The 26,591-nt window shown below is 49.2% G+C and carries 24 protein-coding genes; 17 read left to right on the forward strand and 7 right to left on the reverse strand.

The annotated features are described in order from the left end of the window. Positions 1-58: 58 nt before the first annotated feature. The 7 genes from EQU24_RS03515 (at position 59) to EQU24_RS03545 (ending at position 7,785) form a co-directional block, all read left to right on the forward strand. Positions 59-847 (forward strand): lysophospholipid acyltransferase family protein, encoded by a 789-nt coding sequence (locus tag EQU24_RS03515; protein WP_017840826.1) that lies wholly within the window; start codon positions 59-61, stop codon positions 845-847. Further along, positions 844-1,260 carry a hypothetical protein gene (locus EQU24_RS03520; protein ID WP_017840825.1) on the forward strand — a complete coding sequence of 139 codons (417 nt, stop codon included), beginning with the start codon at positions 844-846 and terminating at the stop codon, positions 1,258-1,260. Before EQU24_RS03515 ends, EQU24_RS03520 begins: the two co-directional genes overlap by 4 nt. A 260-nt stretch (positions 1,261-1,520) precedes the next feature. Next, on the forward strand, positions 1,521-3,095 hold the full coding sequence (gene lnt, locus EQU24_RS03525) for an apolipoprotein N-acyltransferase (protein ID WP_017840824.1): 1,575 nt from the start codon (positions 1,521-1,523) through the stop codon (positions 3,093-3,095). A 1,040-nt stretch (positions 3,096-4,135) separates the two neighbouring features. Further along, positions 4,136-5,479: a GTP cyclohydrolase II gene (gene ribA / locus EQU24_RS23365; RefSeq protein WP_017840821.1), complete on the forward strand. Its 1,344-nt coding sequence runs from the start codon at positions 4,136-4,138 to the stop codon at positions 5,477-5,479. After that, positions 5,469-6,506, forward strand: coding sequence for a zinc-binding dehydrogenase (locus tag EQU24_RS03535; protein ID WP_017840820.1), 1,038 nt, complete (start codon positions 5,469-5,471; stop codon positions 6,504-6,506). Before ribA ends, EQU24_RS03535 begins: the two co-directional genes overlap by 11 nt. A 7-nt stretch (positions 6,507-6,513) precedes the next feature. After that, positions 6,514-6,882: a 6-pyruvoyl trahydropterin synthase family protein gene (locus EQU24_RS03540; protein WP_017840819.1), complete on the forward strand. Its 369-nt coding sequence runs from the start codon at positions 6,514-6,516 to the stop codon at positions 6,880-6,882. Positions 6,883-6,885: 3 nt separating this feature from the next. Beyond that, positions 6,886-7,785 carry a class I SAM-dependent methyltransferase gene (locus EQU24_RS03545; RefSeq protein ID WP_017840818.1) on the forward strand — a complete coding sequence of 300 codons (900 nt, stop codon included), beginning with the start codon at positions 6,886-6,888 and terminating at the stop codon, positions 7,783-7,785. A 326-nt stretch (positions 7,786-8,111) separates the two neighbouring features. Here EQU24_RS03545 and ltrA read toward each other — a convergent pair whose 3' ends face one another. Then, positions 8,112-9,290 (reverse strand): group II intron reverse transcriptase/maturase, encoded by a 1,179-nt coding sequence (gene ltrA, locus EQU24_RS03550; protein ID WP_017839828.1) that lies wholly within the window; start codon positions 9,288-9,290, stop codon positions 8,112-8,114. Positions 9,291-10,164: 874 nt separating this feature from the next. Here ltrA and EQU24_RS03555 point away from each other — a divergent pair. Together EQU24_RS03555 and EQU24_RS03560 are read left to right on the forward strand one after the other, a co-directional pair. Next, positions 10,165-10,503, forward strand: a complete 339-nt coding sequence (locus tag EQU24_RS03555; RefSeq protein WP_017840817.1) for a hypothetical protein — start codon at positions 10,165-10,167, stop codon at positions 10,501-10,503. Positions 10,504-10,726: 223 nt separating this feature from the next. Next, on the forward strand, positions 10,727-11,524 hold the full coding sequence (locus EQU24_RS03560; protein ID WP_026130179.1) for a DODA-type extradiol aromatic ring-opening family dioxygenase: 798 nt from the start codon (positions 10,727-10,729) through the stop codon (positions 11,522-11,524). A gap of 176 nt (positions 11,525-11,700) precedes the next feature. On the opposite strand, the gene EQU24_RS03565 is transcribed toward EQU24_RS03560, so the two are convergent. The 3 genes from EQU24_RS03565 to EQU24_RS03575 all read right to left on the reverse strand — a co-directional run bounded on the left by EQU24_RS03565 (position 11,701) and on the right by EQU24_RS03575 (position 14,827). After that, a complete protein-coding gene (locus EQU24_RS03565) occupies positions 11,701-12,765 on the reverse strand; it encodes a TolB family protein (RefSeq protein WP_026130178.1) in 1,065 nt (354 codons plus the stop codon). A gap of 34 nt (positions 12,766-12,799) precedes the next feature. Then, on the reverse strand, positions 12,800-13,603 hold the full coding sequence (locus tag EQU24_RS03570) for a class I SAM-dependent methyltransferase (RefSeq protein ID WP_017840814.1): 804 nt from the start codon (positions 13,601-13,603) through the stop codon (positions 12,800-12,802). Positions 13,604-13,933: 330 nt separating this feature from the next. Beyond that, on the reverse strand, positions 13,934-14,827 hold the full coding sequence (locus tag EQU24_RS03575) for a LysR family transcriptional regulator (protein ID WP_017840813.1): 894 nt from the start codon (positions 14,825-14,827) through the stop codon (positions 13,934-13,936). A gap of 149 nt (positions 14,828-14,976) precedes the next feature. Here EQU24_RS03575 and EQU24_RS03580 point away from each other — a divergent pair, with 149 nt between their 5' ends. Further along, positions 14,977-16,575, forward strand: coding sequence for a SulP family inorganic anion transporter (locus EQU24_RS03580; protein ID WP_175421657.1), 1,599 nt, complete (start codon positions 14,977-14,979; stop codon positions 16,573-16,575). Positions 16,576-16,889: 314 nt separating this feature from the next. Here the strand turns inward: EQU24_RS03580 and EQU24_RS03585 are convergent, their stop codons facing one another. Both EQU24_RS03585 and EQU24_RS03590 read right to left on the reverse strand, forming a co-directional pair. After that, a complete protein-coding gene (locus tag EQU24_RS03585; RefSeq protein WP_083877707.1) occupies positions 16,890-17,672 on the reverse strand; it encodes a class I SAM-dependent methyltransferase in 783 nt (260 codons plus the stop codon). Beyond that, entirely contained in the window at positions 17,662-18,354 is a 693-nt protein-coding gene (locus EQU24_RS03590; protein WP_017840810.1) for a CDP-alcohol phosphatidyltransferase family protein, read from the reverse strand. Before EQU24_RS03590 ends, EQU24_RS03585 begins: the two co-directional genes overlap by 11 nt. A 27-nt stretch (positions 18,355-18,381) precedes the next feature. On the opposite strand from EQU24_RS03590, the gene EQU24_RS03595 reads away from it, so the two are divergent. Next, positions 18,382-19,404, forward strand: a complete 1,023-nt coding sequence (locus tag EQU24_RS03595; protein ID WP_017840809.1) for a glycosyltransferase family 4 protein — start codon at positions 18,382-18,384, stop codon at positions 19,402-19,404. A gap of 309 nt (positions 19,405-19,713) precedes the next feature. Then, on the forward strand, positions 19,714-20,601 hold the full coding sequence (locus tag EQU24_RS03600) for a lysylphosphatidylglycerol synthase transmembrane domain-containing protein (protein WP_017840808.1): 888 nt from the start codon (positions 19,714-19,716) through the stop codon (positions 20,599-20,601). 82 nt (positions 20,602-20,683) lie between these two features. Here the strand turns inward: EQU24_RS03600 and EQU24_RS03605 are convergent, their stop codons facing one another. Next, entirely contained in the window at positions 20,684-21,175 is a 492-nt protein-coding gene (locus EQU24_RS03605; protein WP_017840807.1) for a MarR family winged helix-turn-helix transcriptional regulator, read from the reverse strand. A 779-nt stretch (positions 21,176-21,954) separates the two neighbouring features. Between EQU24_RS03605 and ectA the strand changes: the two genes are divergently transcribed. From ectA to EQU24_RS03625, 5 genes are all read left to right on the forward strand, one after another. Continuing rightward, positions 21,955-22,449 carry a diaminobutyrate acetyltransferase gene (ectA, locus tag EQU24_RS03610; protein WP_017840806.1) on the forward strand — a complete coding sequence of 165 codons (495 nt, stop codon included), beginning with the start codon at positions 21,955-21,957 and terminating at the stop codon, positions 22,447-22,449. Between the two features lie 46 nt (positions 22,450-22,495). Next, positions 22,496-23,806 carry a diaminobutyrate--2-oxoglutarate transaminase gene (gene ectB, locus EQU24_RS03615; RefSeq protein ID WP_017840805.1) on the forward strand — a complete coding sequence of 437 codons (1,311 nt, stop codon included), beginning with the start codon at positions 22,496-22,498 and terminating at the stop codon, positions 23,804-23,806. 300 nt (positions 23,807-24,106) lie between these two features. Beyond that, entirely contained in the window at positions 24,107-24,511 is a 405-nt protein-coding gene (locus EQU24_RS03620; RefSeq protein ID WP_017840804.1) for an ectoine synthase, read from the forward strand. A 301-nt stretch (positions 24,512-24,812) separates the two neighbouring features. Continuing rightward, positions 24,813-24,965, forward strand: a complete 153-nt coding sequence (locus EQU24_RS22240; protein ID WP_017840803.1) for a hypothetical protein — start codon at positions 24,813-24,815, stop codon at positions 24,963-24,965. 254 nt (positions 24,966-25,219) lie between these two features. Next, positions 25,220-26,104: a TPR end-of-group domain-containing protein gene (locus EQU24_RS03625; RefSeq protein WP_026130177.1), complete on the forward strand. Its 885-nt coding sequence runs from the start codon at positions 25,220-25,222 to the stop codon at positions 26,102-26,104. Positions 26,105-26,591 lie beyond the last annotated feature (487 nt).

The following is a 26,591-nucleotide window of genomic DNA, read 5'->3' on the forward strand; positions in this document are numbered from 1 at the left end:
TCACTGTACCGGCTCGAGCGGTTTTTAATCCTCCGTGATCTTTAGAACGTTTTCATTCATGACTCAGACGACATCATTCAATTATCAGCCCTCCTTTCGTGTCTACCTCGGATCGTCCTTATTATTGCTGGGAATCATTATATCGACGCTGCTGTTCAGCCCGATCATCTTGGCCAGCGTGGTCCTGCCGTTTTCGGTCCGCTATAAAATCGCAGGCATTTGGATAAATTTGCTGCTATGGATGGTCGAAAAATCCTGTGGAATTCGTTATGAAGTGGAAGGTTTGGAGCATATTCAAGGCATCGATGCTGCTGTCGTGCTCAGCAAGCATCAATCGGCATGGGAAACCGTGGCGCTGAGAAAAATCTTGCCTCCGCAAACGGCGGTGCTCAAGGAATCCCTGCTATGGCTGCCGATTTGGGGGTGGGCTCTGGCCACTCTCAAACCGATTGCGATCGATCGCAACAATCAACGCGAAGCATTGAAGATCTTGATCGATAAGGGTTCGGAATACCTAAAGGAAGGATTATGGGTCGTGGTTTTTCCGGAAGGAACGCGCGCCGCTCCCGGAGAAAAAAAGAAATTCAATGCCGGCGGTGCGATACTCGCGCAAAAATCAGGCTACCCGGTAATTCCTGTCGCGCATAATGCCGGAGAATATTGGCCGCGTTACAGTTTTTTAAAATATCCGGGCGTCGTTCAGGTCAGAATAGGACCGCCTATCGAGACCCAAAACCGTAAAGCTGGCGATATCAATGCCGAAGCCGAAGCTTGGATCGAACAAGCCATGACCGAAATCTCTCACTTGCCCCAGACTCCGGCAACTCATTATCAGGTAATCGAATGAAAAAAATAGTATTTATTGCATTGGCTGCGTCAATGCTTGTTGCGTGCAGCGAAAAAACGGAATATGAACAAGCCGTTCTCGAAGACATGCGGCAAGAAAAAGATGTTAAAGACTATAAGCTATCGCCGGAAACGATGGCGCGCTGTGTCGTTGATTTAAGCTCGCATAACATGCCCGGCGTCTTAGCGTTCGACCCGAATCGACGCGCGGCCTATCGTAGTTACACGAAGATGCTGACATTGAGCAAAGCGGAAAACCCGGAGGAAGTCCTCAATGAGCTGAGAAATGAATTCGGCTCTCCCAAGGATCTTGCCGATGCGCATGCCAATTATACGGAAAGCATGATGAATTGTTTTGCTTCGTTGATCATGACGACCGAGGAAGAAGCTAAAGAAGCTAAAGAAGCCGAATAATCGAATCGGTCTGATTCGAAATAGATTTTATGTCTCGTTCCCAAGCTCCAGCTTGGGAACGCCTATCCTCAAGCTCTGCTTGACGAAGCATCACAGGATGCGGCGAGGCACGTTTTTTGCCGCATTCTACACGCTTTCACAGGCTCTCCGGTTTGGGAAACCCTTTGGTTAAGCTCCTGGCTTAGGTTTCAAGAAGCTGGAGCTTCTTGTAATGCATTCCCAAGCAAGAGCTTGGGAACGAGTGAACTCATCAATACTCAATGAAAACAGCCGCATCTTCTTTCAAACATCAATGGCTGTTGCCGATTGCCTCGGGCGTCTTTATCGGAACGAGTTATATTCCTTTTCCTCCCTGGGCTTCGTTGTTTTGTTTCGTGCCGCTTTGGCTGTTCTGGGAACGGCAGAGCAGTTTGAAAAACGTCTTGCTCGGCGGTTTTCTGACGACCTTCATTTACACCTTGATCGGCTTCAATTGGGTGACCTATACCCTGCATGAATTTGCCCAAGTCAACTGGTTTCTAGCCGGCATTGGGATGATCTTGTTCGCCTTGTTCGGTCATTTGTTCGTCCCGGCTGCCGGTTTGTTGTGGTATTTCGGCGTTAAATATTTCCGTTGGCCGCAGTGGCTGTCATTCGCACAAATGGCCGTGTTGACAGCAATATGCGAATTCGGCTTGCCGATGCTGTTCAAGTGGAATTTTGGTTACACCTGGTATGGTTTCGGTCTACCGGTTTATCAATGGGCCGAGTTTGTCGGATTCACCGGTTTGAGCATGATCACGATATTGCTGAACTGGCCGTTGTTGGTTGCTTGGCAAAAACGCCGAGAGCTTAGCGGTTTGACGATTTTAGCCGGCGTTATCATTGTTTTTATCGGTTTGAATGTGGCCGGGCTAGGGTTAAAAAATCGGTTACCTGAACCTGAAGCCTCTTTCAATACGCTATTGGTACAAGCCAATATCGGCAACACTGAAAAACATGCGGCCGCGCACGGCAAGGGCTTTCAGACCGAAATTCTAAAAAAATATCTGACCGTGACCGAAAACGGTTTGGAGTCGAATCCCGATGTTGCAGTCGATTTCGTGTTGTGGTCGGAAACCTCGTTTCCGTCTTTGCTTGGCGGACAGTACAACGACTCGTATTATGCCCGAGTACTTAGTGAATACTTGCGCGAGCGTCAAATCGGAATGATAACCGGCGCCTATGCTAAGGACGAGCGTTCCGGTTTGATTACCAATTCGTTGTTTGCGTTGGATAGGCAAGGAACGGTTACCGAACCGCATTACAGCAAAACAATCTTATTGGCTTTGGGCGAATATATTCCCGGTGAAAAAAAATTCCCATGGCTGCGCGATTGGTTTCCGATGGTCGGTAATTTCGCCGAAGGGCCGGGGCCCACCGTGTTATTGCAATTAAACGATTACAAAATCGGACCTCAGGTGTGTTACGAAAGTTTGTTTCCTGATTTTTCGAAAGGCCTTTCCGACATTGGCGCGCAATTTATCGTCAATGCGACCAATGATTCATGGTACGGGACCTGGCAAGAACCTTACCAACATCTGTATATGACTTTGGCGCGCGCCGTCGAATTTCGAAGGCCTGTCGTCAGGGTGACAAACACAGGCATATCGACAGTCGCGCTGGCTTCCGGCAAAGTTTTGCATCGATCACCACTCAATCAAGAATGGTCCGGTTTATATACCGTCCCTTATCAAAAAAATCCGGCTTCTACTTTTTATCAGCGTCATTTCGAATTGATGCCGAGTTTGTTGACCGTTATATTTGTCGGGCTATTAATTACGGGATTTTTCTCAAGAAGGGAGCCGACCGAATAACAAGCGATTTCGCCAAAAACTCCAGACTCTCAGAGAAGCTTTTGCGGGACGGGGTTGCAAACCCTGATCAGCCAAGGCGGGAGAAAATGAGGATTGTCGGTTTTTCTGTTGGTATCGGTGAAACGCAGGCCAAAAAAAATGCGGCTAAAAAAGCCGCATACAAGAGGAAGGATATTTGAGCACAAACGCATCAGCGGTTGAGTTGGATATATCTTAGCCGGCTTCTCTTTATTTCGGAATGTGACCGATTGCCGCGCGACAGATTGTCGCAGTTCATAACTCCTTAAAATGATTTGTCGCGAAATCCTCAGTCCTCCTATTCGTAAATCATTTACCCTAGAAAAAGCATTTCACCATGAAGATCATGAAGAATAATAAGTTAACTCAATAACTTGTCAATCGATTGTGTGTGACTTTCGCTCACCCGAAAGGATAGCAGCAATATTTAGGTAGACTCTTGAAATACATAATAAACCTTATGTACTTCATGGTTAAACTTCCAAATTTAGGTTTACGCTTTTTTATTTTTGATGCTATAGCGATCAATACCCACGCCTAGTATACCCTTTGCTAGTCAAATTTCGGCGTCCTTTGACGAACACCTCGGTGCCGAATTTTGATCTAAGATGGGTATAGATAGCCGCTTTCTTGAAAGACCGTGGACAATAACATAAGGATTTTGGAGGAGGATTGTGCCGCGCGAGGAATGAATCAAGGACTCCGGCCGGCCTTATTTAAAAACAATCGCACTGATTGCTCGTTTTTTTACGAGGCAAAAAAAATGCGGTTGGTAAGCCGCATTGAGAGAAGGATATATGCCTTAATCGGAGAACAATTAAGTAATCATAATCTTATCTCCTGCTTTGCAACGCGCAAGTGTGACCAATTGTCGCATTTCAAATATCGCCATACCACCCAAAACTTTTCCATGAAATTAAAATCGAAATGAGTACAATGAAACCCATTGCATGAAGTTTCGAAACAAGCCGGTCTGATCAAGGCCTGTCAACGACTATAAGAACAAAACAACCGGCAAAATTATGAATGTTAAGGCGGTATCGACGATTGAAACGCTTGTCAGGACGCGTTTGCCGACGGCACACGGCGAGTTTCAACTGCATTATTTTAGCAATCCTGTCGACGATAAGGAGCATGTCGCACTGGTCAAAGACGGTGTGGCCGGAAAGAAGCGCGTGCCGGTGCGTATTCATTCGGAATGTTTGACCGGCGACGTTTTCGGGTCGCGGCGCTGCGATTGCGGCGATCAGTTGGCCTTGTCGCTGCAGATGATCGAGCAGGCCGGGTTCGGCGTGTTGATTTATTTACGTCAGGAAGGGCGCGGCATCGGTCTGCTGAAAAAACTGCAAGCCTACAATCTTCAGGATCAGGGGCTCGATACCGTCGAAGCCAATATCCGGCTCGGCCATTTGCCCGACGAGCGCGACTATACTCAAGCCGCACTGATCTTGCGCGAATTGGGTGTGACGTCGATTGAGCTGATTACCAACAATCCCGATAAAATCAGCGGGTTGGAGGCGATGGGGATCGTGGTCGAAAAACGCGTGCCGATAGAGTCCGTCTATCATCGCGAAAACGTCGGCTATCTGAAGGTCAAGGCCGAGAAATTACGGCATTTGTTGAGCTTTGACCAACAGAATACAGCCGTGCCTGTTCCCGAAGACCTGCAATTCATGCAGCCTTTCATCGACCGGCTCGACAAACTTCACCGAAGCAAAGACCGGCCACCTTTTTTTACGTTGAGTTATGCGCAAAGCATCGACGGCAGCATTGCGCTGAATGCCGAATCGTCGTTGCCGTTGAGCGGCAGCGCCTCGTTGAAGTTGACCCATCTGCTTCGCGCCCATCACGATGCCTTGCTGATTGGCATCAACACGACTCTAGTTGACAATCCGCGCCTGAACGTGCGCCATGTCGAGGGCGATGATCCTCAACCGGTCATCTTGGATTGCCTGCTTCGCTTTCCCGAAGATGCGAAGATGCTCAGCGCGTCTAGCAAACTGCCGATCGTGGTCGCGACCAAACAAGCGCCCGCCGACAAGCAGCGCCGCCTCGAGGCCAAGGGTATCCGGGTGTATCGGGTCGAACAAAGCTCGGACGGTCATATCGATCTGGCGGCGCTGCGTAAATTATTGACAGAACTGGGCATCAAGACCGTGATGGTCGAGGGCGGGGCCGAGGTCATCAATGCCTTTTTGCTTGAAGATATTGTCGATTATTGCGTGATCACGATCGCGCCGAAAATCATCGGAGGGCTCAGGGCCGTCGAGAAGCCGTGTCGCCCGATGCTCGAACTAAAAGATTGCCGCTATCACCCGCTCGGCGGCGATCTGATTTTATATGGCGCCTTGCACGATGACGATTGAAGCTAAGGCCGTCTTTCATACCGCCGCGCGCGCAGTCGCGCTGCAGACGATCGAACTACCGCCGCTCGGCGATGACCAGGTGCTGATTAAGGCGCATCATTCGGCGATCAGTCCCGGCACCGAAGGGATGATTTTCGATGGGCGCTTTCCGCAGGAGCTGGAGCAAGACGCGACGATACCGAGTCTGGCCGGTAGTTTCGCTTATCCGTTTCGATACGGTTACGCCTTGGTCGGGGAGATCGTCGAGGTCGGTGCGCGTGTCGATAAAAGCTGGCTCGCGCGCAAGGTGTTTACCTTTCATCCGCATCAATCCCATGCGGCCGTTGCCTTGAGCGAATGCTTGCCGATTCCGGACGGCTTGTCGCCGCTCGATGCGCTGTTTCTGCCGAACATGGAATCGGCAGTGAATTTCGTGATGGATGCCGCGCCGCTGCTCGGCGAAAGAGTATTGATCTTCGGCCAGGGCGTCGTCGGATTGCTGACCTGCGAACTGTTGGCGCGTTTTCCGCTGGCCAGCCTGATCACGGCCGACCCTGTCGCATCGAGGCGCGAGCTGTCGAAACGCATCGGCGCGGCGCATTGCGTCGACCCGAACGACGAAAACGCTTGGCGCGATCTGCAAGACTGTTTGCGCGAGGGAGGGGCGGACGGTTTCGACCTGGTGATCGAATTGTCCGGCAATAGCGAGGCATTGAACCGGGCCATCGACATGACCGGATTTTCGGGCCGTATTCTGGTCGGTTCCTGGTACGGCAACAAGCGGGTCGACGTCGATTTGGGCGGGCATTTCCACCGGCGGCGCATTCAATTGCTGTCTAGCCAGGTCAGCACGATGAACCCCATGCTGTCCGGACGATGGGACAAGCATCGGCGCATAGCTACGGCTTGGCATTGGCTCGATGCCATCGAGCCGGCGCGTTGGATCACGCATCGGTTCAGGCTTGATCAATGCAAGCAAGCATTCGACACGAATGCCGGGCAAAAAGACGCGGCATTACAGATTATTTTCGATTATCAAGACGACTGAGGTGTTCATGTATCAACTCGCTATTTGTAGAGATTTCATCGCGCAGCATTATCTGGTGGGCGGCGACTGGGGTGCTGAGAATCAGCGGCACAGTCATCATTACCGAGTCGAAATCCAAATCGAGCACGACCGCTTGGACAGTCACGGCTACCTGGTCGATATCGTCGATCTGGAAAACGCGCTATCTGCCGTGATCGAACGGTTTAAGGACGTCACGTTGAACGATCTTTCCGAGTTCGATGGGCTCAATCCGTCGCTCGAACATTTCGCGCGCATCATTCACGAAGGGTTACAGTCGAGGCTGGATTTCGGCGAGCAAAAACTGACCGTCAAATTATGGGAAAACGAGCGCGACTGGGCGGGCTATCGGGAATAAGCCTTGGACGCCTTCGCCCAATTCCTGCAAGCCAAATACGCGCTGGATCAACGCAGCCTGAACCCTGCAGTTTGGCGACACTTTTTGAATGAGCTGTCCGGCAGAAATCCGCTCGAGTTACTCGATGTCGGTACCGGCACCGGAGCTATGCTTCGGCGCATCCTTCAGCATAGCGATCGCAGCGCAATGCGCTTGACCGGGCTCGACATCGAATCCGGCTTGCTCGGTATCGCCGAAACAGAGATCGCCACTGTTTTGCGGGACAAAGGTTTTGCGGTCGAAAAAGCAGCCGGCCTTCTCAGCGCCGAACGCGGCGCGGACCGAATCGAATTTCAATGCATTTGCACACCGCTGAGCGAGTTTCAACCCGCGTCGAACCGCTACGACGTCATCACCGCGCATGCATTCATGGACCTGGTCCCGTTACTACAAACATTGTCCTGTTTTCATGCCGGGTTGAAACCGGGCGGCTTGTTCTACGCTACGATCAACTACGACGGTGAGACGGTCGTGTTTCCGCCGTATCCGGACAGCGAGTTCGAAGACGCCTTGTTGCAGACCTACGATGCGTCAATGGAAGCACGCCGCCTGAATGGTTCGGAAACGGGCGGTGCAAAGTGCGGGCGGCGTCTGTACGGAGAATTGCTGAATGCCGGTTTCGAAATCGTCAGCTACGGTGGTTCCGACTGGAACATCACGCCCGAAGACGGCACTTATCGCGATGACGATCAAGCGGTTCTGGAACGCTTGCTGGGATGGATCTATTCGGAAGGCCGACGCGATTCGGCGATAGCCAGGGAAAAACTCGACCGATGGCTGGAATGCCGTCGGCAGCAAAGGCAAGAGCGCACGCTCGGCATCATCGTTCATCAAATCGATATTTTGGCGCGGAAGCGTGATTGAATAGTTGAGTCTAAGATTTAACACGAAAAGGGGTCAAAAAAGGGGAAAAAAGGGGTCAGGTTTAATTTTTAATTAAACCTGACCCCTTTTTTTGACCCCTTTTTTTGCAAAATCTGCATTCACGCAATCCCTAGCGTTCGAGAGCTGCCGTCAAGCCCTCATGGATGGGTTTACGGCGGTCCTCGATAGACAGTGGGTAGGCTGGAGGATCACCACCAGCCCCCCGTTGCCGCAAGAAGGTTAATTCCCTCTATTTACCATCGTGTCTCTTTCAGACAATGGGCGGCTCCGCCTAGATTGCCCTCGAAAGGGAGTCATTGTATTTGCTATGCAGGTTCATGATAGAACGCCCTGAGACTCAACAACCCTTTATTCTTAAAGTGCTTCAGACGTAGACGCCTGTTATCGGTCTTCCATTTCCTGTTAAACTTCATGCACCGTAAGCGAACTCGAATCCACTTGTCCAATTCCGTAAACAGATAACGATTATGAGAGAACGGCGTTGCAAAATAATTTGCCGTCCCTCGTATCACCTGATTAACCCGCATGATGCGGTAACTATCCAAGTTATAGGAGCGACAGGTCAACTCCCGGATTTTATCTTTGAATTTCTCTATGGACTTTGGGCGCATCGTGACCGCCCTTGAGCTAATATCAAACCCCAAGAATGCAAAACCCTCACTAAATGTGGTGACCTGCGATTTCTCAGGGCAGAGTTTCAACTCAAGATGCGTGTTTAAAAACGCCCCGACAAGAACCAATGCCTCTTTTGCCTGTTCCTCGGATGGGCATAGAACGACAAAGTCATCCGCATAACGCACAAAGTTCAAGCCATGCTCATGCAGATGCCAATCCAGATAGTTCAGCGCAATATTTGCCAACAAAGGCGAAATGACACCGCCTTGCGGCGTGCCGATCGTCGTTGGTTTAAAAACGCCGTCTTCCATGACGCCAGACCTAAGAAACCGTTCAATAATACCCAGAATATTCCCATCAGCGACCACATTGGATAGCCCCGTCATGATGACATGGTGCGGGATGTTATCGAAAAATCCCGATATATCCGCATCCAGCACATAGCGATTGCCCTCGCGCCAGATGTCCAGCACCCGTTCAATGGCCTGATGACAGTTCCTATTTGGCCGAAACCCACACGAGTTTGGATGGAACAAAGGCTCGAACAACGGTTCCAGCAGTTGCCGCAAGACATCCTGCGCAATCCTGTCACGGACCACGGGAATGCCCAACGGGCGAAATTTCCCATTCCCTTTGTCGATACGCACACGTTTGAGCGGATGCGGAGAAAATGTCCCCCGCGTTTTTAAATCGCTCAACAATGCTTGCAAATTCTGTTCAAGATTCGCCTCGAACATCACAATGCTTTGCTTATCAACGCCGGCAGCGCCCCGGTTACGTTTGACATTAAGAAATGCCTTGCGCACCCGTTCGATGGTTATTCTGCCTGTTAAAGAATGATGTTTAATCTTAAGCGGTTTCACTAACATAAAGACAACCTGATTTACCCCTCATACACTAACCAATACCTTGCCAACGGTCGTGCCGTGGAAGGCGTTTCTTAGCGACCGTCGGGTTTTCCAAAAGAGGAAGGACAGACCATTTTGGGGTCGTAGCCGACGGACTAACTTTCTTCATGGAAAAACCATGACAACGTATTTCTAACAACGGAGTCTTCTATCACCGCGCAATTGCGTGGCTACACCGAAGACGCTGCCATCCTTAAAGTGCTCAGTTTGGGGAATCTCACACACCAGCGCATAAACCCGCCATTTCGCCATAAACTTATAGGCGGGCATTACTCTTGAAGGGGTTAAAATCAAGAGACGCCGTAGGACTTTCATCGGTCAGTACCAATAACCATTATGTCTGGGCGACAACAGCAAGCACCCCTAATAGCCACTGAGAATAACCGTATAAATCCCAGTGAGAGAAGAAAAAAAAACTCCCCAGTGTTTCAGGCGGACATAGACCCTGACACCTGATTCGAGGCTGAAACCTGCCACCTCCCTGACTATGCTTGCCTGGCTCCTTCAACGCCACCAGTTACCTGAGTGACCCTAACTGCGTACCCCGTCTAAGACGAGTTCGAGCAAGCATTTCTGTACAAATACGGATTCGCACAGGTAGGATTAGACACATCGCAACGTTCCTGTCACGATAGGTCGCACCGTTTAAGACTGAGCCGTTGGTACCTGCGACTCACACATATCCCATGCCTTTTATTCTTAGGCGGTTTTTGAATCAAAAGGGAGTAATTGAACCCTTTTCCCCCTTTTTTCTTCCGACTTTTGTTTTTTGTTAGTCAATCATGGCTGAACTGTTTAAGATTGAAACCCTTGGGTCCAAGAAATAAGGAATGAAATGAGTAAAAATAAATCAGTTATCATGGCTGTTTGGGCGGTTGCTTTGTCGGCGTGCGGAGGCGGTGGTGAGGATAGTGGTATGTCTCAGGTAAAGTCTGCTTTTCTTGATAGTTGCATACAAAAGGAAGGGCGGGCGCGTCCAGTCGAGCAGGCTAGGTCTTATTGTAATTGTGTGGCAGATTCTGTTTTCGGCAATAGGGATATTTTCGATGAAACCAAAAGGCTTATGTTTACGATGAGCGATAAAGATAGTCAACTGTATAAACAAGATGATGCCTCGATGGTTAGAGGCGCGCTGATGGCTTGCTATACTTCTAATTTTTATAAGAAAAAATAGGCTTTGCACGAGGTAATAGTTACAAGTCTCATGTGCTTTCGGAAGCGTTTAAAAATCCTACCTGATTAGCAAGATGCTTAAGCTAAACCTAAAAAAGTCCGTCATGCTCGCAGGGATACCCAAAGGGCAAAAGTGCGGGCATCCAGCGCCACGGATGGCAAGCTTCGAGCTATCCATGCAGCCTGGATTTCGGCAACCCCTGCCCACTTATTCTGGAGAAACGATGAAACAAACACCCAAAGCCCTGTTTCTATCCCACGGCGGAGGCCCTCTGCCCTTGCTGGGAGATTCTGCGCATCAAGAAATGATTTCATGTCTGAAAAGCATTGCGGCAAGCATTCCAAAACCCGACGCGCTCGTAGTGGTCAGCGCGCACTGGGAAGAAAAAAATCCCACGATCACTTCTGGACAGAGCCCTTTCTTGATATATGACTATCACGGGTTCTCGCCGGAATCCTACCAAATCCAGTACCCCTGCCCCGGCGAGCCATTCTTGGCTAGCGAACTACATCGGATGTTGGCCGATGCGGGGATTGATGCCAGACAGGACGAGTCGAGAGGCATTGATCACGGTGTTTTTGTCCCGCTTAAAATCATGTATCCGGAAGCGAATATTCCGTGCGTTCAAATGTCTCTTGTTGACACGCTCGATCCCTCTCATCACATCGAAATAGGCCGCGCCCTCAAGAACTTGAGTCGGAAGAACGTTTTGGTAATAGGCTCAGGCTTCTCGTTTCATAACATGAGAGCATTTTTTACGCCTGACGATGAAGAATCCAACCGGCTCAATCACTCATTTGAGGACTGGTTAGTGAATGTATGTTCCAGTCGTGAAATCCGGGAAGAAGAACGAGCAGGGCTGTTGATTCGCTGGAGCAAGGCGCCTGGAGCGCGCTTTTGTCATCCGAGGGAAGAGCACCTGCTGCCTCTTCATGTTTGTTACGGCGTGGCTCAAAGTCCGAGCTCCGAACAGTATCGGACCGTCATCATGAACAAAGAATCGAGTTTGTATCTGTGGTGAGCCGAATTTCAAAATGGCCTGGCACGCCATCAATGCTGCCTGCAATAGGCGGTCTCATTGAATTTTACGCCTATGTAGTCGATAGCGTTGTATATTTGAGTGCCTGATATAAAAACACACTTCAGAGCGTTCTGGCATTTTTAAGGCGAGAACGCTCAACGGGCGAAACAAGACAACTATTTAGCTTTGCCGGCTTTTGCCTTGCTTTTGGCAAGCAAGTTGGGCGGCGGGCCGATCGGATCGAAATTCTTGAGCAAAGGCACGTCGTCTTTGTTCATCCACATGACATTCATATCATAGGAGCCTTGCGGGCCCCAACCGCCGAAAAATTGCTTGCCGTCCGGCGTGAAGGCCCAGCACATGTCCTCGCCCGCCGTGTTAATGGTGTCGCCTAGGTTCAAGGGCTCTTGCCATTCGCCTTGGGGATTTTGATACGAAATCCATTCGTCGTGTCCGCCACGCGAGCCGAAATCCGGGCGCGTACTGGTAATGATCAGGCTTTTGCCGTCCTTCGACAGTCCTGTCCAATGCAAATGGTCTCGGTAAGGGGAATTGATTCTTGGGCCGAGACTCTGAGGTTTCTGCCAAACCCCGTTTTTCTTTTCGACCTTCCAGATGTCGCTGTCCTGGGTGACTCCGGGTTGCTGATAACTGAAATAAATCAGGCTGTCCGAGACGATGATCGGGCAATGTTCTTCGCCGGTCGGCGTGTTGAGGTTAGGCAGTTCCGGCACATCGTTCCAATTTCTGGCCGGTTGCCAGACGCCATCGACTTTCTGCGCCACATAGAGATCGCCGGTAGACAGATTGCCTGGTTCGTAGCGGGTGAAATAAAGCGCGTTGCCGTCATCCGACAGACTCGGTTCCAATTCCCACGCGGATGTATTGATGTTCGGCCCAACGTTTGGGTCGATGTCGGGCCCCAGATGAATCGGCGTTTGCCAAACGCCATTCACGTTATGAGACATCCAGATGTCAAAGTTGTAGGGATTGCCTTTGGATTCGATGGCGCCTGGACGCGTCGAAACGAAAACGACCGTTTTGCCGTCGGCGCTGTAGGTCAGTTCAAATTCCGAGGCCGATGAGTTAATCGGCACGCCGATGCTTTTCGCTAGCGGGTGCGGCTTTGCGTTTTCGCCGGCCGGCATGTCCATGCCCGGCATCGCATGAGACACATTCTGCGTCAAAAGAAGCGTCAACGCCGCCAAACAGGACTTGGGGATAAATGATTTTGTTTTCATGATGTGCATAAAGTTATTCGGGTTGGTATCTAAGTTATCGGGCATTAGGCTTTTCCGTCTCGAACAGAATCGCTTGCATCGGATAGCGCATCGGGCTTGAGCCAAGCTCTTTTTGGAAGGCTTCGGCCAGTTCGGTTACGATGTCCTCGGGATCGACTCCGCCTTTATCCCTGATTTCGAAGATCACCGGCGTGTAAACTAAGGCCCGCGCGAACGCAGTCACATCGAAAATATTGTATTCGTGGCGCTGCACCGAAATGACTACCGGGTCGAAACCGATTTGAATCAATTGTTCCTTGAGCGGGTCGATGCGATGGCAGGACACCGGATCGAATAAAAACTGCGGGGTATCCGACGGAAAGTATTGCTTGAGGACTTCGAAGCTCAAGCTGGCGAAGGGGTTGTAACGTTCTGAATCCCAAACCCGGAACAAGTACCGGCCGCCCGGCTTCAAGGTGCGGTAAACCTCGCGAAAGCCTTTGTCTCGATCGAAAAACATGATGCCGAATTGACAGACCACGGCATCGAAGGCTTCGTCATCGAACGGCAACGCGGTGGCGTCGGCGTTTTGAAACGTGACTTGTTCGTCGGCCCGAAACTTTTTTCGAGCCACGTCCATCATCGAATCGCTGATGTCGATTGCGGTCAGGCGCGCTTCTTTCGCCAATAAGCTGCGCAAGTGACGCGTCACGATGCCGGTGCCGGCGGCGATTTCCAGCACGTCCTTCGGCGCTTGTTCGGCGACGCGTCTTGCGGTATCGGCGCCGTAATGCTGGAATAGGACAGGCCCAAGGTCGCGATCATACGGAATGACAACTTCATCAACATAGCCGGACATGGTCTTTTTCCTTAGATTGAGTTCGAACGCCAATGCGTCACTAGCCACAAGTGATTGAATAGCTTGTGGCAAGGATTGGCATCATTTGGATATCGTTGAATAGAGCCAGTTATTATAGGTAAATTTTCCAATGATTAAAATGCATGGCCAATATCGGATTTAGCATGATACATATTGCAAATATGTCTGATCTTAACTTGGTGCAATAAATAACGTCCTAGAGCTAAATAATGGGGGTCTTGCATTGTAGCAAATGCTCATTGGCTTGAATTTTGAACAAGGGTTGTTCGCGGTTTAACGGGGCGGTGTTATGCGCATTGTGGTTTTATTTCATCCTTCGCGAGAAGGCGTGAAATTATCAAATAGGGTTTTCAATAGCGGATTGGGAAAGTGTCGTTCAGGGGTGATTGCATAAAATCGTTCCTTGACTTCCGCTATCTGCACGCATTCGACTAAATGGCCGCTCAGCAATTCGTCACGCACCACCACCGGCGGCACCAGCGTTAGCGTTCCGGATTCACGCGCCAACAGCCTCAGCATGGCCATGTCGTCCACTTCCGCAATGATTTTGGGCCGAACGCCGGCCTGGTTGAGCAAAAAATCGAAAGCGGTGCGGATTTCGCTTTCCATGCTGGGCACGAATAATCCGGCATGGTGCAAATCGTCCGGAAAACGAAAGTTGGTCGGGGCCGTCCGTGCTTGACAGACTAGGCTGGCAGGCTGTTCATCGAGCAAATGACATTGCCAATTTCGATCCAGGGCATCGGGAGCCGGACGATTAGACAAGAGCAAGTCCAGGGTATGTTCCTGCATTTGCTGCATCAAGGCGTTAAGGCTGCCGGAATGCAGCACCAACTCAATATTTTTCAAAGCCAGCAGCGGTTTAATCAAATCCAACTGAAAGTTGCGCGATAGGGTGGAAACTGCTCCGACACGCAGTAAAAGTCGGCTACCCGCTTCGCGGCGCTGCATGACACTCAATAGCTCATCACCGGCGCGGAAAATGGCTTGAGCATAATCCAAGGCAACGTGACCCGCTTCGGTCAAGATCAACTGCCGGCCTTCGCGTTCAAATAATTTTTGTCCGAAGCTTTCTTCGAGTTTACGCAACTGTATGCTCAGTGCAGATTGCGAGATATGCAGTTTTTCTGCGGCTCGGGTTAAGTTGTTTTCATTGGCGATGACCCAGAAATAACGCAGGTGGTGATAGTTCAAGATGGCCATGATTATTCAGTTGTGCAGCATATAAGAGGGGAGGGCTGGATTGCCGATATCGATATATAAAATATAACAAAACTGCAGAAATTATCTATTAGATTAAAGTAGTTCGAAAGGATAGTCTATTGGGGAGTTATCACTACCTCATGACGCCCATGCCTCAAACACTTGTCTATAACGATCTTCGTGCCGGTTTTTTTGTCTCTCTGATTGCCTTGCCTTTGTGTCTAGGTATCGCGATGGCCTCCGGTTTTCCGCCGATGAGCGGCCTGATTACTGCGATCATTGGCGGAATCTTGGTGTCTCGTGTGAGTGGTAGCCAACTCACGATCAACGGTCCTGCAGCTGGTTTAATCGTGGTGGTGTTGGATTCCGTGCATACCTTGGGTGCGGGCAATACTGCCGTCGGCGTTTCCTATACGCTGGCGGCTATTGTTTTATCTGGCTTGATCCAAATTGCCCTGGGCGTTTTGCGCGCGGGCAAACTCAGTGCCTTTTTTCCTTCCTCGGTAGTACACGGGATGCTGGCGGCCATCGGTATTATCATTCTGGTCAAACAAAGCTATGTTTTGCTTGGAGTTCCTACTGAGCCAGGATCTATTGTACAACAAGCGATGGCTTTGCCGAGGGCAGTGATCAATATGAATGTCCCTATCGCAATGATTGGTTTGATCGGCTTGGCCGTCATGATCTTTTGGCCCCGTCTTCCTTTTAAAGTCAGTCGTACCTTACCTGCACCGCTTTGGGTTTTGTTTTCCGGTTTGCTGTTGACGTTTTATTTCGATTTGGATCATGTGCATCGCTATCACTCTGTAGTGACGCAGTTTTTGACCCAGGGTGAGTTTTTAATCGGTCCTGCTTTTTTGCTCAATCTTCCAAACAATCCGTTGGATGCGCTGTATTTACCGGACTTTGCGCTGATCGGCACGGCTAAATTTTGGTTCTGCGTTTTTAATATCACTCTTATCGGCAGTTTGGAAACCTTGCTGAGCGCCGCGGCGGTGGACAAGCTAGATCCCAAGCACCGTTGTTCCGATTTGAACCGCGATTTGATGGCTATCGGCATGGGCAATACGCTCTGCGGCCTAGTCGGCGGGTTGCCGATGATTGCGGAAATCGTGCGCAGCTCGTCAAACATCAGTTATGGCGCGCAAAGCAACTGGTCGAACTTTTTTCATGGTATATTCCTGCTGCTATTTATCAGCTTGGGGGCCAATCTGATACAAGAGATTCCGTTGGCATCATTGGCGGCATTGTTGGTTTATACGGGATTTAGGCTCGCCTCGCCGATGGAGTTTGCCAAAACTTTGAGTGTTGGTTTCGGCCATTTTTTGGTGTTTGTCGTGACCTTGATCAGTATTTTACTGACGGATCTTTTGCTAGGGGTGTTGATCGGTATTGTCATTGAGTTGGCGCTGCACGGTTTGCGTGGTCTGAAGCCTGCCCAGATTTTTCAGGTCGCCTATCGTATTAATGAACAGGATCCCGGCAATTTTCATGTGCAGGTCCACGGGGCGGCCGTGTTTTCAAACTTTCTTGCGTTAAAAAGCATGACCGGCACGTTACCTAAAGGCAAGCAGGTGATTTTCGATTTGAGTGAAGTTAATTTGATCGATAGCACGGTATTGGAATTCATTTATCATTTTCGCGCCGAGTATCAAAGATCGGGCGGTACCTGTGAAATAACCGGTTTACACAAACACTATGCCGTCGCCAAGCATCCATTGTCCGTTCGGCGCGCACTGAGGGGTTAGTGGGGGACTGATTTTGTTTTTCGGCAGTTCAATCATGGAGTATCTAACCCGTATGCAGCGGAGCGGCATACGGGACTGGTGTGGCACCTGACTTCCCGGATTGCGCTATGCTCCATCCAGGCTACGCTGCTAGACGAACCGCGTAGGGTACGCTGTGCGTCCCATGGTAACCCCGCGATATTCATGTGCCAACCAAACCTCCAGGGCTCGGCTTTGGTACGCGCAGCGTACCCTACAATTTATGTATAACGATGAGAGCTGGAGCTTGGGTAACAGCATATCCATTATATTGTGCTACTTCACGTCATCATGAATTATTCAGCCTTGTAGGCATCCTTGCTTTGCCCCTCCTTAAAAACGGCTTTCAGATATATTCCGCCGCGCAATGCCGGTATTTTCAGCCTTTTACCGATAATATTCAAACCGGACAGCAACCAATAAATAGGCGAAGGCATGTCGCCTTTTGGGATGAAAGTCCAATAGTCTATCGTTTCCGGCACCAGTCCCGCGTCGTTTAGTAACCCGCACAGCTCTTGCCTCGTCATGAAGCGGTCGCTGCTTAAGTGCTGAGTGTCCCAGCGAAATCCGCGGGCGATCGCCGTGTACCAGCAATAAGCACCGTTAGGGGTTAAGCAGATGAATTCGCCGCCGGGTTTCAAGACACGCGCGATTTGCCGAAGTACTCGCGGTTTATCGGGCATGTGTTCGAAGGCGCCGATGCACAGTACCGTATCGATTTGTCCGGATTCTATAGTACTTAATTGTTCGGCCGGATCGACCGCGAATCGGATGGTTTCGCGATTTGCATGCTTTTCGCGTAATCTGTCGGCTTCCGAAATCATATTCGGCGAAAGATCTGTGCCGATAGCTTGTTCATAAAGGCCGGCTAATTCAAATAAATGCATGCCGGTGCCGCAGCCGATTTCGAGCAATGTGCCGCGTCGTTTGCCGAGCAATGGCCGGATGATTGAAAGGCGGTAAGCTAAAAGGCGGTCGGCGCGACCGTGCGCCTCCCTGTAAGTGGCGGCGAGTCGGTCGAAAAAGGCGCGAATATCGGCGGAACCTTCGACTTGTCGGGTTCTAAGCTTATGCATCATCGCGGGCGGGGCGGTAAATTAAGCGGATCGAGGCGATAAACGAATAGCTGAGCAACAACGTGATTGCGAGCGCCAAAGGGCGATAGATCGCTGGATAATCGGTAAAGCAGGAGATCAAGGCCAGTATCGTGACGACGAAAACGACCTTGCCTGTGGTCGTTTGTTGTTCTTTGTAGGTTGGCGGCTTTGCGATCATTAAAAAGCACACGAATACATAGCGCATCAATCCCGGCAGCAGTATCCACAAACCCAGGCGCTGATCGAGTGCGATCAGCCAGCATAGCACCAGCATGAAAAAAGCATCGGTTTCTTTATCGAAATATTCGCCGAATTCCGAAGCGCAGTCGAATTTCCGTGCCAGCCAGCCGTCGACGCCGTCGAGGCATAGAACGAGTAATGCCAGGAGAATTATCAAGTCGGGCCGGTGGGTGAAAGTTGCCAAGCTAAAGATCAGCAGCAAGCGGAACAAGGTCACGGCATTGGCGGGGCCGAATTGAGCTATTGATGGCCAATTGCCTTGGCCGCGAACAACGAACCAGGCAAACGACGACGCCGCAGAGCCTAGCAGTAGTTCGATAGGCCATGAGAGCAGCAGTATCGCAGTGCAGACGGCTAACAAGATCGTCGAATGCAGATTGCTCCAGCGAATCAATCGGGTTTGCTTTGAGAGTTCCGTTATCATGGTGTCGAATTTATTCGGAGTGTTGTGATGAAGATAGCGTTGTTACATCCACCCCTCGTCGAAATTTCGGGAGGCAATCTCTATAACCGGAATATACTACATCAAGCGCGCCTGTGCCGTTTTCCGTTGCATTCGGTCACTGTCTCGGCTATCGATCGCGAACGACTGGCCGAATGGCACGAAAATTTCGAGTTGTTGATTTGGGATAGTCTGTTCTGGCGAGAGTTGGCCTGCATGGCTGAAAGTCTGCAGAACAGTCCCTGTTGTCTTTTATGTCATTATTTGCCGTCTATGAATCCGTTGTCGACAGCACGCGAGCGGGCTGTTTGGCGGGAGATTGAATGCCGAGCGATCGAGTCGATGCGCTTTGTTATTGCGACCGGGCAAGCGGTTATCGACGAGATTCAAAAACGGTTTCCAAGCAAATCGGTCGGTTTATGCGAGCCAGGCATAGACGAAGCTTTCAAGCCGGAACCTGTGCAAAAAAATACCAGTACGATAGTGCAATTTTTGACGGTAGCCAATTTATTGCCGGAAAAAGGCTATCTCGATATTCTTCAAGCGCTGGCCAGCTTGACCGAGTGGTCGTGGCAATGGCATTTCTGTGGCAGCGATAGGGTTGATGCGGAATATACGCAACGTTTTTGGCACTCTGCCGGCGAAATGAATCTACTCGATCGCATTCGTTACGAAGGTGTGCTGACTTCGGAACAACTCAGCGATTTGATGCGGATTTCGGATGTCTTTGTCTCGGCGAGCCATTATGAATCCTATGGTATCGCCCTGGCCGAGGCGGCGGCGATGCGTCTGCCGATCGTTTGCTCCGAGACCGGAGCGGCTGGGCAAATTGTCCGGCATGGGGTGAGCGGCTTTTTGTTTGCTGTAAATGATGTCGGGGCGCTTCGCGCTCATTTGGCAAAGCTGATTAGCGAGGAGAAATTACGGCGCAGATTCCGGAAGCGGCAATTTTTTCAGGGTCGGTCGTGGGGGCAAAGCTTCATGATTTTTGACCGCTTGTGTAAAGAAGCGCTTTGCTTGACGGGGCAATGATAATCGGCGAGAACAGCTTGCGGTACATTGATCGCGAACGATGGGTATTCTTTCTCCTGATTAGCAAGTTTCTTCAGCTAAAGCCTAAAAACCAGTATATCCCAAGCAGGACGGGGTTTGCAACCCCGTCCTAAACGTTTTGACTTTGGCCGAAGTCAGCCGAAATGTTTAGGGCAAACCGAAACGTTGGGGACGGGTTAAATAACCCGTCCCGCAGAAGTGGCTACGACTGGCCACTGCTCGGACAATTGGCTTCAGTAAGCTGAAGCATCTTGCTAATCAGGTTCTTTCTTAAGATGGTTGGATACGATGCATAAATCAAAACAGTGGCTAACAGTAATTTTCCGATGGTTTGTTGCTATCGGATTGTTGATCTTCATCCTGAATAAAACCGATAGCGATTTACTCTGGCAAACTTTGCGTGGCTTTAATCCTGTGTTCGGATTGCTCTTGGTGGTTTGTCATATTGCCGTGCTGATGTTGATGGCTTACCGATGGAGGCTCATCGCTCAGCAATTGAATGTTGAGGCTACTTACGCGGATTATTTGAAAGCAATATGGATTGGTGCGTTAAGCGGCCAAATCGGTCCGCCTTTGATTTTTTCCGAAGTGGCTCGATTTAAAGTACTTCAAGATTATGGGGATACTCAATCGTTGATCGGCAGCCAAGTGCTCGACCGCTTATCGGGGCTGGTTGCATTGGTGTTCATACTGCTACTGACGTTGCCGATTAATTGGCCGGTCTTTGCCGAGATAATTTCGGCTGCTGCGTTGCTGCAAGGCCTGGCGATAGTAACGATAGCGGGCGCCGTTCTGTTTAGAACTGTGCTTTCTACGAAAATTCGAGCCGCGATGGCTCGTAATAATATCAGTGACGTAATGAGTCTCGGGCAGTCGCATTATGAGTTATCGTCGTTGATTCAATTATTATTGATGCTTGGCTTTTTATTGGCGGCTTACGGTTTGGGCGACCCGAAGCTGCCGTTTACGCTGTTTACATTGCTACCGCTTATTTTCGCCGGGTTGACATTGTTGCCTATTTCTATTTCGGATTGGGGGACGAGAGAGATGTTCTCCGTATATGTTTTATCGTTTGCCGGTTTACCTGCAGAGGAGAGTGCGGCAATATCGATTATCTTCGGGTTTACCTACTTGTTGACGACACTGCTAGGTTTGTTGTTTTTGTTGAAAAAGTAAAGGGGCTTTAATTTTAAGATTTTGCGGTTGGTTCAAGTCCCTCAATTTAAGTAAGCAGTGCATCATCTTTGGCGTTACCAATCTATTTTTCAGCCGGTTCGGCTTGTTTGTCCAGATTACCGGTATCCAGTACCGGTGATGCGTCCAAATCTTGGGCGTCCATCATTTGTGCGATACGTTGCAGCGCCGAAATAATCATGGTTTGTTCCCATTTCTGCAGATTGCCGAATTGACGGGTGAATTGGTCTTGCAGAGGAGGTGGGGCATTTTTGAGGGTTTCAATGGCTTCCGGGTTTAGATGAGCGTGAACTTTTCGTTTATCCTCTTTGGAGCGTTCGCGGTAAACCAATTTTCTTTTTTCCAAGCGGTCGAGAATCGTTGTTACGGTCGCTTGGCTTAGGCTCATGCATTGGGCGATTTCCCCGATAGTCAACTCGCCTTTATCGCGAATGGTTTGTAAGAGCAAGATTTGGGGCGCTGTCAATCCGGTGGTTTTGGCTAGGTGTTTTGAGTGTAGGTCCGTCGCTCGGATGACTCGGCGCAGTGCGATGAGTACTTCTTCAATTCGATTCAACAGGAATATCTTCTTTATAGTGTGCGAAGCGGGAATTATAAAACGAGTTCACGAATAAACCGATAGTTTAGGAGTATGAACAAAATAACTTCTACAGGTAGTAGGCTTTGCGGCAACTGCCCGGCTGCCGATATTCTCGCCAAGCGCACTCCAAGCCTCCATGGATGGGGTCTCGGCAGTCCTCGATAGACACATCCCATATCTTTTATTCTTAGGCGGTTTTTCAATCAAAAGGGAGTAGAAAAAGCATTTCACCATTAACTTTATGTGCTTCATGGTTGAGCTGCGAATTTAGGTTGATGGTTTTTGTCATGAGCACTCAACTCCGATTGAATAAGGAGGGTAACGGCTAGATTTATGCGGCATGTCATTTCGAGTCATAAAATGTTGATAAATATATAAAAAAATGAGCTTGTCAAGAGGTGGGTTTCGAGGCTTGGTTGATTGATCGTAATGTTTAGTGTACTATGCATATTTCGCTAAGCATTATTGCCTCTTCATTGACTTGTATCAACTATACCCATCGCACTTCAAATTTCGGCATTGACGTATGGAGGCGCCGGGGTGTTCGGCAAAGGTTTTGACAGCAGGTATGCTGTCACAGGGCCTACATGGACGTTTCACGGCGTCCTTTGACGGACACCCCGGCGCCGAAATTTGACCAGCAAAGAGTTATATAGTCCATGAAAATAGTAATCCACACAGGATTCATTAAGGATTTTATATTAAATATGTTTAGTGTTATTAATAATAAATGCGTGGAGCTTATATAAACCATTATGTTAAAAACACTAGATTTGCGTATTCCGACGTCCGAGGACGGCATGGCTGTCCATCGTTTGGTTGCGCAATGTCCACCCTTGGATCCTAATTCCATCTATTGCAATTTATTACAATGCAGTCACTTTGCGGATACCTCGGTTGCCGCATCTCATCAAGGCGATTTAGTCGGTTTTGTTTCCGGATATCTTATTCCTAGTAGCACCGATACATTGTTCATTTGGCAAGTTGCCGTTGGCGAATCGGCTCGTGGACAGGGCCTTGCCGGCAAAATGTTACGGCACCTCCTCACCCGGCCTCAGTGCGCCAAGGTATCTTTCGTCGAAACCACCATTAATCCACCTAACCGGGCTTCGTGGGCGCTTTTTGAGCGCTTGGCCAAGCAGTTGAATGCGGAACTTGTCAGTTCGACGCTGTTTGATCGAGACCGGCATTTCGATGGACAACACGATTCCGAAATGCTGGTCAAAATTGGCCCGTTCAACATGGCTTGATAGCCGATTGACACACCTGCCCAACAATATAAAGGGGAAAACGATTATGAAAATTTTTGAAGAGATCGAATCCGAAGTACAAAGTTACGCGCGCTCATTTCCGCGTATATTTAACAAAGCAACGGGAGAATTCCTTTATGACGAGGAAGGAAACCAATATATCGACTTTCTCGCGGGAGCCGGAACGTTAAATTACGGACACAATAATCCGATATTCAAAGAGAAGCTTTTGGACTATATCCATAGCGATGGCATTACCCATGGCTTGGATTTGCATACCAAGGCCAAGGGCGAGTTTTTGGAAGCTTTCAATGAGAAAATTCTCAAGCCGAGAGGCTTGGAATATGTGATGCAGTTTACCGGTCCCACCGGTACCAACGCGGTTGAAGCGGCTCTGAAATTAGCGCGAAACGTGACCGGACGGGAAAACGTGATTTCGTTTACCAATGGCTTTCATGGCGTGAGTCTCGGCTCTTTGGCAACAACCGGTAATTCGCATCATCGGGGCGCGGCCGGCGTGAGTTTAAACGGCTCCAGTCGAATGCCATATGACGGTTACTTAGGCGACGAGATCGATACGACCGCCTATTTGGATAAGGTGCTTTCGGATTCCAGTAGCGGTATCGATCTGCCGGCCGCAGTGATTGTCGAGACCGTACAAGGTGAAGGCGGAATTAATGTTGCGGGCTTTGAATGGCTAAAAAATCTGGACAAGGTGTGTAAAAAGCATGATGTTTTGTTGATTATCGATGATATTCAAGCGGGCTGCGGACGTACCGGGACGTATTTTAGTTTTGAAGAAGCCGGAATTTATCCGGATATCGTGACGTTGTCCAAGTCGCTCGGCGGTTACGGCTTACCTTTTGCCGTGGTGCTGATAAGACCGGAGCTCGATCAATGGAAGCCCGGCGAACATAACGGGACATTCCGCGGGAATAATTTTGCCTTTGTTACCGCGAAAGCGGCTATTGATCATTATTGGTCAGACAACGCTTTTTCCGAGCAAGTCAAAGCAAAGGGCGAGTATGTTTCAGAGCGTCTCAATGCCATCGTTGAAAAATACGGCGAAGGCAATTTTACCACGCGTGGACGCGGTATGTTTCAAGGGATCAATTGCGTCAATGGCGATATTGCCGGAAAAATTACGCGTCGGGCTTTTCAGCTGGGTTTGATTATTGAAACCAGCGGCGCTGAAGATCATGTCGTTAAGTTCTTATGTCCGTTAACGATAGGCGAAGACAATCTGAAGAAAGGCATCGATATTGTCGAGCAATCGATTAAGGAGATTTGCGCCAAGGAAAGTTCCATTCCTCAAGAAAAAAACTATTTTGAAGCGGAATACAAAATGGCCAGTTAATTCTGGGTCCATGCAGCGCAGACATTCAGCCTTGGCATAGCGAAGAAGCCATGAAGAGCATGAAGTTTTATGAAATTAGTTTATTGATTTATATGCTCTTTTCTTGACTATGTTCATGGTTTTCATGGTAAATAATGCTTGGTTATGAGGTGGTTGCCTAATTTTTTACCGCTTGTTAAGCATTTCTTACCGATCATGGCCAAAGCCTAAAAAAGTTAGGTAAGGTATGCCTTGTATTCCTTACGAGAAAACTCGTCGGCCAAATGCGCCATCAAACATTAGTAACACAATACTTCAATTATGATAGTTAGACGATTAGACGAAGCCAATAAAACCGAACGCCGTATTGTTTCTCCGGATAGTAACTGGGAGAGCACTCGTTTGCTATTGAAAGACGACAAAATGGGGTTCTCCTTTCACGTCACGACGATATACGAAGGCGCGGATTTTCAAATGCATTACCAAAACCATTTGGAATCCGTGTACTGTATGTCGGGAGAGGGTGAAGTACAGACTCTTGATGATGGTAAAGTTTATCCGATTCATCCGGGAACACTTTATATTCTCGATCAACACGACAAACATGTCCTGCGTGCTTTCAAGGAGATGAAGATGGCCTGCGTCTTCAATCCGCCACTGAATGGCAAAGAAGTTCATAATGCGGAAGGTGCCTACGAGCTGACAGCTGAATCTGTAGCTGACTAAGGATTTCTTGATAAATAACGTCCTAGTGGAACTATTGAGCCTTGTTGAGGGTTCGGTCACTCGGCTTGGCAGGACGCCGTGAATACGTTCGTGTAGGCTTGACGGCGGCGACTGATTGCCATGGATGGCATGAATGCAGATTTTGCATTACGCCATGGGTGGCGTGTATTAGGGCTCCAACAGTAGGCGCTTTAGGCGATGCAGGGCAGAAAAATGCTCCTGCATTTTCTGCATTCATTACATCCATGTAACTCAGCAATTGCCGAGGAGCAAAAATCTGCAAACGCCATGGATGGCGTGAATGCAGATTTTGCAGGAGCAAAAATCTGCAAACGTCATGGATGGCGTGAATGCAGATTTTGCAGGAGCAAAAATCTGCCCTGCCGTCGACACCTGCCAATCGAGCAACCGAACCCTCCTTAAAATAGGGAAGTTATTTACGGCCAAATCCTAAGGCGAATAGCAACTCTACTTTCGTCGTAACTATTCAGCGTGTTTATGCTGCTTGGGTTCACTGTGTTCTGTCTGGCGAGTAATCGCACACTAACCATCCCTTGAGCACTTTGATGATACGGGGGGATTATAGATTCTTCATGTTAATTAGGTCGTATCATATATAGCCAGCCTATCGAGACATGAGTTCTTTAACTGCTAAACCAAGTCTCATTGCCGAGGCCTTTTATGGCTACTGTCCCGAAGAATCGATTTATGCTTAGAATATTAATGGTGTTGATCCTGCTTGCGCCTTGTTTTGCGTTGGCTGAGCTTGTCGACAATGAGAGAGAGGTTCAAGAGCGGTTAGATGCAATTGAATCTTTGGATAAGCCTTTATATAGCCCATTCATCGAGCGCTATATGCTGGATGAGCTCAAGCAATTGCGTACGGACATGGCTACGCAAAGAAATGAGCTGATTCAGCAAATTGTGGATAGAGAGCTCAGCTCGGTCGATAGAGGCGTTACTTACGCCACTAACACGGTCACTTATTTTTTCTACTTGATTGCCGGTGCTAGTACCATTTTGGTGTTGCTGGGTTGGACCTCGCTTAGAGATATTAAAGAGCGTGTGCAGTCCATGGCGGATAAGAAAGTATCGAAACTAGTCCATGAATACGAAGAGCGCTTGGCAATTGTCGAGCAACAGCTCAACAAAGAAGCTCAATTGATTGAGAAAATCGGCGAGGATATCGAGCGGACGCAAGATGTGCAATCGCTGTGGCTCAGGGCAGGACAAGCAAGCAGCTTGGCCAATAAAATCGCCATCTACGATCAAATTTTAAAATTGCGTCCTGAGGATTGCGAAGCATTGACTTATAAGGCCGATGCGGTGCTCGACATGGGCGAACCGCAGTGGGCCGTCAATTTATGTCAGCAAGCGTTGAAAAGCGACCCTGAAAACGGCCATGCTTTTTACCAATTGGCTTGTGCGTACACCGCATTGAATCAATATGAAGAGGCCGTTAACTGTTTATCCGAGGCCTTGGAGCGCACCGAGGATTATCGCGATAAGTTTGCCGATGACCCTGCCTTGGAAGCGTTAAAAGACTTTGAGCCGTTTATCGAGTTGTTGCCCAGCGAAGATAATACTCATTAAACCCTGTCTTCATTTGCTGAACCCAATTCTGATGGTGTTCGTAACAGAGCTTAGGATTTGGTCGTAAATAGATTCTCTATTTTAGAGGGCGGCTGTTCTTCCCTTTGCTGGTCAAATTTCGGCGCCGGAGGGTCCGTCAAAGGACGCCGTGAATACGTCCATGTAGGCTCTGTGATAGCATCCCTGCTGTCAAAGCCTTTGCCGAACACCCCGGCGCCTCCATGCGTCAATTCCGAAATTTGAAGTGCGATGGGTATCGATTGACAGGTGTCGGCGGCAGGGCAGATTTTTGCTCCTGCAAAATCTGCATTCACGCCATCCATGGCAATCAGATTCCGTCGTCAAGCCCGCAAAGACGTATTCACTGCGTCCTGCCAAGCGAGTTACCGAATCCGCTACAAACCTCATAGTTGCAGGAAGCAATTTGTGAAACCCTTAGCGACATTTCCTTATACGGCATTTCTCCCTTCATGCCGCTCCACCTCTC

Origin of the sequence: Methylotuvimicrobium buryatense, assembly GCF_005931095.1 — a bacterium.
Lineage (GTDB): Bacteria > Pseudomonadota > Gammaproteobacteria > Methylococcales > Methylomonadaceae > Methylotuvimicrobium > Methylotuvimicrobium buryatense.

What these genes read in the sequence shown, in the direction of transcription:
- EQU24_RS03515 (WP_017840826.1), top strand. Translation starts at nt 59, where the DNA reads ATGACTCAGACGACATCATTCAATTATCAGCCCTCCTTTCGTGTCTAC.
- EQU24_RS03520 (WP_017840825.1), top strand. Translation starts at nt 844, where the DNA reads ATGAAAAAAATAGTATTTATTGCATTGGCTGCGTCAATGCTTGTTGCG.
- lnt (WP_017840824.1), top strand. Translation starts at nt 1,521, where the DNA reads ATGAAAACAGCCGCATCTTCTTTCAAACATCAATGGCTGTTGCCGATT.
- ribA (WP_017840821.1), top strand. Translation starts at nt 4,136, where the DNA reads ATGAATGTTAAGGCGGTATCGACGATTGAAACGCTTGTCAGGACGCGT.
- EQU24_RS03535 (WP_017840820.1), top strand. Translation starts at nt 5,469, where the DNA reads ATGACGATTGAAGCTAAGGCCGTCTTTCATACCGCCGCGCGCGCAGTC.
- EQU24_RS03540 (WP_017840819.1), top strand. Translation starts at nt 6,514, where the DNA reads ATGTATCAACTCGCTATTTGTAGAGATTTCATCGCGCAGCATTATCTG.
- ltrA (WP_017839828.1), bottom strand. Translation starts at nt 9,290, where the DNA reads ATGTTAGTGAAACCGCTTAAGATTAAACATCATTCTTTAACAGGCAGA.
- EQU24_RS03555 (WP_017840817.1), top strand. Translation starts at nt 10,165, where the DNA reads ATGAGTAAAAATAAATCAGTTATCATGGCTGTTTGGGCGGTTGCTTTG.
- EQU24_RS03560 (WP_026130179.1), top strand. Translation starts at nt 10,727, where the DNA reads ATGAAACAAACACCCAAAGCCCTGTTTCTATCCCACGGCGGAGGCCCT.
- EQU24_RS03565 (WP_026130178.1), bottom strand. Translation starts at nt 12,765, where the DNA reads ATGAAAACAAAATCATTTATCCCCAAGTCCTGTTTGGCGGCGTTGACG.
- EQU24_RS03570 (WP_017840814.1), bottom strand. Translation starts at nt 13,603, where the DNA reads ATGTCCGGCTATGTTGATGAAGTTGTCATTCCGTATGATCGCGACCTT.
- EQU24_RS03575 (WP_017840813.1), bottom strand. Translation starts at nt 14,827, where the DNA reads ATGGCCATCTTGAACTATCACCACCTGCGTTATTTCTGGGTCATCGCC.
- EQU24_RS03580 (WP_175421657.1), top strand. Translation starts at nt 14,977, where the DNA reads ATGCCTCAAACACTTGTCTATAACGATCTTCGTGCCGGTTTTTTTGTC.
- EQU24_RS03585 (WP_083877707.1), bottom strand. Translation starts at nt 17,672, where the DNA reads ATGATGCATAAGCTTAGAACCCGACAAGTCGAAGGTTCCGCCGATATT.
- EQU24_RS03590 (WP_017840810.1), bottom strand. Translation starts at nt 18,354, where the DNA reads ATGATAACGGAACTCTCAAAGCAAACCCGATTGATTCGCTGGAGCAAT.
- EQU24_RS03595 (WP_017840809.1), top strand. Translation starts at nt 18,382, where the DNA reads ATGAAGATAGCGTTGTTACATCCACCCCTCGTCGAAATTTCGGGAGGC.
- EQU24_RS03600 (WP_017840808.1), top strand. Translation starts at nt 19,714, where the DNA reads ATGCATAAATCAAAACAGTGGCTAACAGTAATTTTCCGATGGTTTGTT.
- ectA (WP_017840806.1), top strand. Translation starts at nt 21,955, where the DNA reads ATGTTAAAAACACTAGATTTGCGTATTCCGACGTCCGAGGACGGCATG.
- ectB (WP_017840805.1), top strand. Translation starts at nt 22,496, where the DNA reads ATGAAAATTTTTGAAGAGATCGAATCCGAAGTACAAAGTTACGCGCGC.
- EQU24_RS03620 (WP_017840804.1), top strand. Translation starts at nt 24,107, where the DNA reads ATGATAGTTAGACGATTAGACGAAGCCAATAAAACCGAACGCCGTATT.
- EQU24_RS22240 (WP_017840803.1), top strand. Translation starts at nt 24,813, where the DNA reads ATGCAGATTTTGCAGGAGCAAAAATCTGCAAACGTCATGGATGGCGTG.
- EQU24_RS03625 (WP_026130177.1), top strand. Translation starts at nt 25,220, where the DNA reads ATGCTTAGAATATTAATGGTGTTGATCCTGCTTGCGCCTTGTTTTGCG.